Source organism: Microbacterium sp. 69-10, assembly GCF_001897945.1.
GTDB lineage: Bacteria > Actinomycetota > Actinomycetes > Actinomycetales > Microbacteriaceae > Microbacterium.
The window spans coordinates 108,957-115,176 of the sequence record NZ_MKRT01000028.1 but is presented as its reverse complement, the minus strand read 5'-3'; the positions used below and the strand labels follow the sequence as shown (position 1 = coordinate 115,176).

At 69.3% G+C, this 6,220-nt stretch carries 7 protein-coding genes and 2 pseudogenes (1 of these 9 running past the window's edge); 8 read left to right on the top strand and 1 reads right to left on the bottom strand.

Annotation, left to right across the window (positions count from 1 at the left end):
- Positions 1 to 184, bottom strand: a pseudogene (locus tag BGN97_RS15010) (PAC2 family protein) (it extends 657 nt beyond the left edge of the window).
- A 93-nt stretch (positions 185 to 277) separates the two neighbouring features.
- On the opposite strand from BGN97_RS15010, the gene BGN97_RS15005 reads away from it, so the two are divergent.
- The 8 genes and pseudogenes from BGN97_RS15005 to BGN97_RS14970 all read left to right on the top strand — a co-directional run.
- Complete coding sequence (locus BGN97_RS15005) at positions 278 to 961, top strand: HAD family phosphatase (protein ID WP_292703190.1); 684 nt, start codon at positions 278 to 280, stop codon at positions 959 to 961.
- Positions 958 to 1,968 carry a tRNA (adenine-N1)-methyltransferase gene (locus BGN97_RS15000; RefSeq protein WP_292703188.1) on the top strand — a complete coding sequence of 337 codons (1,011 nt, stop codon included), beginning with the start codon at positions 958 to 960 and terminating at the stop codon, positions 1,966 to 1,968. The genes BGN97_RS15005 and BGN97_RS15000 overlap by 4 nt, the downstream gene beginning before the upstream one ends.
- Positions 1,969 to 1,978: 10 nt before the next feature.
- Entirely contained in the window at positions 1,979 to 2,890 is a 912-nt protein-coding gene (locus BGN97_RS14995) for a peptidylprolyl isomerase (RefSeq protein ID WP_292703185.1), read from the top strand.
- Positions 2,887 to 3,897 (top strand): WYL domain-containing protein, encoded by a 1,011-nt coding sequence (locus tag BGN97_RS14990; RefSeq protein ID WP_292703182.1) that lies wholly within the window; start codon positions 2,887 to 2,889, stop codon positions 3,895 to 3,897. Before BGN97_RS14995 ends, BGN97_RS14990 begins: the two co-directional genes overlap by 4 nt.
- The gene (locus BGN97_RS14985; RefSeq protein WP_292703179.1) at positions 3,894 to 4,883 is read left to right on the top strand and encodes a WYL domain-containing protein; all 990 of its coding nucleotides are present in this window, start codon (positions 3,894 to 3,896) and stop codon (positions 4,881 to 4,883) included. Before BGN97_RS14990 ends, BGN97_RS14985 begins: the two co-directional genes overlap by 4 nt.
- 31 nt (positions 4,884 to 4,914) lie before the next feature.
- A complete protein-coding gene (gene tatA, locus BGN97_RS14980) occupies positions 4,915 to 5,175 on the top strand; it encodes a twin-arginine translocase TatA/TatE family subunit (protein ID WP_292703176.1) in 261 nt (86 codons plus the stop codon).
- 57 nt (positions 5,176 to 5,232) lie between these two features.
- The gene (gene tatC / locus BGN97_RS14975) at positions 5,233 to 5,997 is read left to right on the top strand and encodes a twin-arginine translocase subunit TatC (RefSeq protein WP_292703173.1); all 765 of its coding nucleotides are present in this window, start codon (positions 5,233 to 5,235) and stop codon (positions 5,995 to 5,997) included.
- Positions 5,994 to 6,220, top strand: a pseudogene (locus BGN97_RS14970) (DEAD/DEAH box helicase); the annotation flags it as partial. The gene tatC and the pseudogene BGN97_RS14970, both read left to right, overlap by 4 nt.

Below are 6,220 nucleotides of genomic sequence, written 5' to 3'. Positions count from 1 at the left end.
AGGCATCCATCCGGGATGAGGGACGGGTGTACTGATAGTCGAAGTACAGCTCGGGATCGACGGAGTGCACGGCCTCGTAGCTCCCCGCGTCGCGCAGCGCGCCGATGGCGCCGCTGGCCGCCTCGCCGGCGTCGTTCCAGCCGTCGAACGCGGCGACGATGATGCGTGAGCCGAGAGCGTCCACCGTTCTCCCTCCTGTCATCCGGGGCCTGCACCCCCGGAAGTGTCCCTCCAGGCTAGTCGCCCGGCATCAGCCCTGGGCCGGCTCCCGGCTAGCATGGGTTCAGTGAGCAACAAGCCCAGCGCAGTCCTGTGGGACATGGACGGAACCCTCGTCGACACCGAGCCGTACTGGATGGACGCCGAGACCGTCCTGGTCGAGTCGTTCGGCGGCACCTGGACCCACGAGGACGCGCTCCAGCTGGTCGGGAACGGCCTGCACGACAGCGCCCTCATCCTGCAGAGGTATGGCGTCGACATGGAGGCGGACGCCATCGTCCAGCACCTCACGGATGCCGTCGCAGGCCGCCTCCGCGCCGACGGGGTGCCGTTCCGGCACGGCGCGCGCGAACTGCTCGCAGACCTGCGCGCCAACGGCATCCCCACGGCCCTGGTGACCATGTCCCTGCGCCGCATGGCGCTCGACGTCGTCTCGCTGATCGACTTCGACGCCTTCGACCTCGTGGTCGCCGGCGATGACGTCGCCCGCCCCAAGCCCTTCCCCGACCCGTACCTGCGAGCCGCCGAGCTGCTGGAGATCGACATCACCGATGCCGTCGTGATCGAGGACTCCGGCACCGGCGTCGCCGCAGGTCGGGCATCCGGAGCGGTGACCCTGGGCGTGCCGCACATCGTCTCCCTGGACGGCTCGGACGCGCACGAACTGTGGCCGACGCTTGCGGGACGCACATCCGCCGACATCCGCGACCTCGCCGGCCGCCACGCCAAGGAGAACGCATGAGCGCCACTCGACCCCGCGGGCCGTTCCGAGAGGGCGACCGCGTGCAGCTGACCGGGCCGAAGGGGCGGATGCACACCATCACGCTGCGCGGGGACGGGGAGCTGCACACCCACCACGGAGTGCTCAAGCACACCCAGCTGATCGGTCAGCCGGACGGCTCCGTCGTGACCAACAGCGGCGGACACGACTACCTGGCCCTGCGTCCGCTGCTGCGGGACTTCGCGATGTCGATGCCCCGCGGCGCTGCGATCGTGTACCCGAAGGACTCGGCGCAGATCGTCATGCAGGCCGACATCTTCCCGGGCGCCGTCGTCGTCGAGGCCGGCGTCGGCTCCGGCGCCCTCTCGCTCGCTCTGCTTCGGGCCATCGGCCACGAGGGCAGGCTGACCTCGTTCGAGCGGCGCGAGGACTTCGCGGAGGTGGCGCGCGCGAACGTCGAGACCTTCTTCGGCGAGAGGCCCGACACCTGGAGCGTCGTGGTCGGCGACCTGGGGGAGGAGCTGCCCGCGCAGTTCGAGGACGGCACGGTCGATCGCGTCGTGCTGGACATGCTCGCACCCTGGGAGTGCATGGACGTCGTCGCCGATGCCCTCGCGCCCGGCGGCGTGGTGATCTGCTACGTCGCCACGGCCACGCAGCTGTCGCGCGTCGCGGAGTACATCCGCGGCACGGGACTGTTCACGGATCCGGATGCGTCCGAGACCATGGTCCGCGGATGGCATGTCGAGGGGCTGGCCGTCCGACCCGACCACCGCATGGTCGCGCACACCGGGTTCCTGCTGACCGCGCGGCGCCTGGCGCCGGGTGCGGTTCCTCCCGAGGTGAAGCGCCGTGCCTCCAAGTCCAGCTACGGCGACGAGGACGTGGAGCTGTGGACCCCCGGTGCGGTCGGTGACCGCGAGATCACCGACAAGAACCTGCGCAAGCGGGTGCGCGAGGCGCAGAAGGCCGCGAACGGCGCGCGCACCGCCGCCGCATCGCGCGAGGGCGACAGCGCTTCGGAATAGACTGGGGCGCGTGCGTAAAACGACCGCTGCCGTCTCGGCCCTCGCCCTGTCCGCTCTCGTCCTGACGGGCTGCTCGACCGCGCCGGGATCCGGCGCCGCCGGTTGCGAGCGCAGCGAGTCCGCCGCGCTCTCGATGGCCGTCAAGGCGACCGGTGACATCGGCTCCGCGAAAGTGAGCCTGACGGCGCCGATGCCGACGTCGAAGGTGGTCTACGACGACCTCGTGGTGGGCGACGGCGCGGTCGTGCGCGAGAAGACCCAGGACGTGGTCGGCTCCATCACCCTGCTGAACGGCGCCACCGGCCAGATGATCGACAGCGGCGCGGGCGTGTGGTCCCCGAAGACGCTCAGCGAGCAGTTCGGCGGTATCGGCGCGGCGCTGCAGTGCGCGACGAACGGCTCCCGGGTCGCGTTCGCGGTCCCCGCAAAGGACCTTCCCGAGGGCATGGCAGCCCAGGTCGGCCTCGGCCCCGACGAGAGCATCGTGGGCACCATCGACATCCAGGAGGTGCTGCGTCCGAAGGCGCAGGGCCGCGACGTCTTCAACGACGCGCAGGGCATCCCGTCGGTGGTGCGTGCGCCCAGCGGGCAGCCGGGCATCATCGTCCCCGACGGTGCGGCGCCGAAGAAGCTCGTGACCGAGACCCTGATCAAGGGCGACGGCGCGAAGGTCGGCAAGGGCCTGGCGATGTTCCAGTACACGGCCGTGAAGTGGTCGACCCGTGCCGTGACCGGTTCCTCGTGGGAGAAGGGCGTCGTGTACGACACCTCCACCCTCCCGCCGCAGGTGATGACGCAGGTCGCGAAGGCGACCGTGGGGAGCCAGCTTCTCGTGGTCGACCCCGAGAAGACCGGCGACGACGCGATCGTCTACGTCGTCGACGTGCTGGGCATCGTCCCGCCGGAGCTGGTCCGGGGATGACACCGGCGCAGATCCCCGCGGAGGAGCGGCTGACGAATCTCGTCGTGGCGCTGATGGCCACGGAGATCGGCCTGACCAAGCAGCAGATCCTCGACAACGTCTCCGGGTACCGCCAGCGCGTCGAAGCCGGCGCGAAGCCCGATTCGCTGGAGAAGATGTTCGAGCGCGACAAGGACGAGCTGCGCGCGCTCGGCATGCCGGTGGAGACGATCGGCGATCCGGCCGACCCCCAGGACATGCGCGAGGCCCGCTACCGGATTCCGCAGGCCGACTACGACCTGCCCTCCGACATCGAGTTCACGGACGCGGAGCTCGCGGTGCTGCGTCTCGCCGGCAGCGTGTGGAGCAGCGAATCCGTCTCCGCCGATGCCCAGGCCGGCGTCCGCAAGATCCGGGCGCTCGGCATCGACGGGGACGAGCCGATCATCGGCTTCGCGCCGCGCATCGCCGTGCAGGATGCGGCCTTCCCCGCCCTGCAGGAGGGCATCGAACGCAACCGCGTGGTGGTCTTCGACTACCTGAAGCCCGGCGAGGACGCACCCACGCGCCGCCGCATCCGTCCGCTGGTCCAGGTCGAGTACGAGTCGCGCTGGCACCTGTACGGGTTCGACGTGGATGCCGACGGTGAGCGGACCTTCCTGCTCAGCCGCATCGTCAGCGATGTGAAGGTCACGGGCCAGGGCTTCGACCCCGTCGCGCGCGACGGCGCCGCGGAGCGGGCGCTCGCGGGTCTCGCGGAGGTGGCCGCATCGCAGCAGGCCCTGCTCGAGATCACCCCGGGGACCGAGGCCGCCCTGCGGCTCGGGCGCCGAGGTGTTCCCGCAGTCCAGGGCATCCGCGTGCCCTACGTCGACCGGCACATCTTCGCCGACGAGCTGGCCACCTACGGACCCGAGGTGCGGGTCGTGGAGCCTGCCGATCTCCGCGACAGCGTGATCCAGCGCCTGCACGCGATCGTCGACGCGCACGCCGCGGAAGAGACCGCCGGAGAGGGGAGCGCCGAATGAGCTCCGCACCGCTTCTGGCCGCGGACCGCGTGCGCCTCTACCTCACGCTCGTCCCGTACCTGCTCGAGCGCGGCCAGGTCACGCTCGACGAGGCCGCGGCCGAGTTCGGCGTGACGGCCGCGCAGATGCGCGCCATGGTCGAGAAGCTCACCGTGATCGGCCTGCCGGGTGACTCCGGGTACTGGCAGCTCCCGCAGGAGATGTTCGACATCGACTGGGACCTGCTCGACGAGCACGACATCATCGAGATCACGCACGACGTCGCCTTCCGCCGGGTTCCCCGGTTCACCGCCCGGGAGGCGGCGGCGCTGCTCGCCGGCCTCCAGCTCGTCGCCGCGGTGCCCGCCGTGGCCGACTCCGGACTTGTCAGCGGCCTGATCGCCAAGCTCTCCCGGGGCTCCGCCGATGCTCCTCCCGATCTGCTCATCGCGCCGGTGGAGGTCACCGAGGTGCAGCAGGTCGTCTCGCGCGCGCTGCACGACGGCGTGGCCGTCGCGTTCCGGTATCAGGCCCCGGATGCCGAGCCCACGACGCGCACGGTCGACCCGCGTCAGATCCTCATCACGAACGGGCAGTGGTATCTGCAGGGATGGTGTCATCTGCGGCAGGCGATGCGCACCTTCCATCTCGATCGCGTCAGCGATGCGCATCTGACCGAGATCCCTATCACCCATGGTGACGCGCCTGTGCCTGCGGAGTTCGGCGGAGGCGGTGACGTCTCCGATCACGTCACGGTGCGGCTTCCCGAGCGGGTGCTGCCGCTGCTGGGCGCCTTCCCGTACGAGGAGATCGACCGGACCGACGCCGTCGTCACCGTACGGATGAGCATGGCGGACCCCCGTGGGATCAAGCGGATCGCCGGACGATTCGGGGGTGCGCTGGAGGTGCTCGATCCGCCTCTCGCGCGGTGCGCGACACGCGAATGGGCATCCGCCGCACTCGACCTCTATACGGTGCCCGAGGCCTCTTCGGCACAGGTAGACTGAACGGAATCCGACCCACCAAGAGGAGAAATCCATGGGTAGTAATCTTTTCGCAGGCCCGCACCTGTGGATCATTCTGATCATCATCCTTCTTCTGTTCGGCGCGGCGAAGCTGCCGGCGCTGGCGAAGAGCCTGGGACAGTCCGCACGCGTGTTCAAGGGCGAGATGAAGGCGATGAAGGACGACGACGCTCCGGAGGCCGGCACCGACGGCACCACCGCGACGTCGACCGGTACTGCAGCCCCGGCGGCTGAGCGTCCTGCTGATCAGGACACACCGCCTCGCGCCTCGTAGGTCGTGACAGAACTGAGCGTCGACGCGCCTTCTTCCGAGGGGAGCCACGATCGACGGATGTCGCTGGGCGAGCACCTCAGGGAGGCTCGTCGGCGCCTGATCATCGCGGTGATCGGGCTTGTCGTCGGAATGGTGATCGCGGCTATCCTCACCGAACCGGTGCTCAAGCTCATGGCGTGGCCGATCAACGAGATCAATGCGCTGCGCGGCAAGGACTTCGCCGCGCTGATGTTCACGAAGATCTCGTCGGGATTCAACCTCCGCCTGCGGATGTCCCTGGCCATCGGCCTGCTGCTGTCCGCACCGATCTGGCTGTGGCAGGTCTGGGCGTTCATCGTGCCCGGGCTCACGAAGAAGGAGATCAAGTACACGGTCGGATTCGTCGTCGCGGCGATCCCGCTCTTCTTCGCCGGCGGCGCGGTCGCGATCTGGGTGGCGCCGCACGTGATCGAGGTGATGTCGGGATTCGTGCCCGGCATCGGCAAGAACTTCCTCGACGCCGAGTACTACTACGACTTCATCCTCAAGTTCATCCTGGTGATCGGCATCTCGTTCGTGCTCCCGGTGTTCATGGTGGCGCTGAACCTCGCCGGTGTGATCACCGGCAGGGGGCTGCTGAAGGGATGGCGGATCGCGGTGCTCGTCGCCTCCGTCTTCGCCGCCATCGCGACGCCGGCGGCCGACATCGGATCGATGTTCCTGGTCGGCGGCATCCTGATCGTGCTGTACTTCGCCGCGGCCGGAGTGTCGCTCCTCTTCGACCGTCGTAAGCGGAAGAAGCGGATCGCGGACGGTCTCGATCCGGACGCAGCCGCCGCATGAGCTCGCCGGCTGAGCGCTACGCATCCGCACAGTCGGCGGCGCAGCACCCTCAGACGCAACTGTTCGCCGCCGCTCAGCGCTTCGCTCTGGATCCGTTCCAGCTCGATGCTTGCCAGGCGCTCGAGCGCGGCCGGAGCGTGCTTGTGGCCGCGCCCACGGGAGCGGGCAAGACGATTGTCGGCGAGTTCGCGATCCACCGGGCGATGCAGACGCCGGGGGACAA